Source organism: Lysobacter enzymogenes, assembly GCF_017168095.1.
GTDB classification, from domain to species: Bacteria; Pseudomonadota; Gammaproteobacteria; order Xanthomonadales; family Xanthomonadaceae; genus Lysobacter; species Lysobacter enzymogenes_D.
On sequence record NZ_LXSD01000108.1, the window covers coordinates 1 to 761 of the forward strand.

1 protein-coding gene is annotated in these 761 nt (G+C 77.5%); it reads right to left on the reverse strand.

Features of this window, described 5'->3' with window-relative positions; translation table 11 throughout:
- On the reverse strand, positions 1 to 761 hold a 761-nt coding region (locus A7A76_RS03115), incomplete at both ends, for a transcription antitermination factor NusB (RefSeq protein ID WP_428995071.1).

Genomic DNA, 761 nt, shown 5'->3' on the forward strand with positions numbered 1-761 from the left:
CTGGCGTCCTGCACCGAGGCCGCGCCGTCGGCGAAGCCGGGCAGCGCGGCGACGGCGTGCGGCTCGTCCAGGCGCAGCGCGTCGGCGAGACCGGCCGGCGCGGTCGCGGCGATGCCGGCCTCGGCCAAGCGTCGCAGATAGTCCTCGCGCGCGGCCTGGGCGCGGTTGACCCGCAGCCACATCGGCGGCGCCAGCGCGCTTTCGGCGAGGATCGTTTGGTAATGCGCGGGCCAGTCCTTGCGCAGCGTTCCGCGCAGCCAGCTCGGCCAATGCGACGCCCGCGGGTCCGCCGCCGGCAGGCCGTCGCGCTGGGCGCGGCGCAGCAACGCGTTGACCAGTCCGGCCTGATGTGCGCGGCCGAGCAGGCGTGCGGCCTCCACGCTGGCGTCGAGCGCGGCGTGCGCGGGCAGGCGCAGCGGGTCGAGCTGGGCCAGGCCGGCCAGCAGCAGCGCGCGCAGTTCGCTGTCGCGCGGCGGCAGCGGCCGCGGCATCCATTCGTTCAAGGCCGCTTCCAGGCGCAGCGGCTGGCGCAGCACGGCGAAGCAGATCGCCTCGACCAGGGCGCGGTCGCGCGGGTCGGCCAGCGCCGGCAGCGCTGCGGCCAGTTCAGCCTTGAGCGAGCGGCCGCGGTGCAGCACCGCGTCGAGCGTGCGCGCGGCGATGGCGCGCACGCGCGCGCCGGGGTGGCTGTCGTCGGCGGGCAATGCGGGCGCGGCGGGGTGTTCGTTGCGGACGCGCGCGTGCGGTTCGGCGCGCGGTTC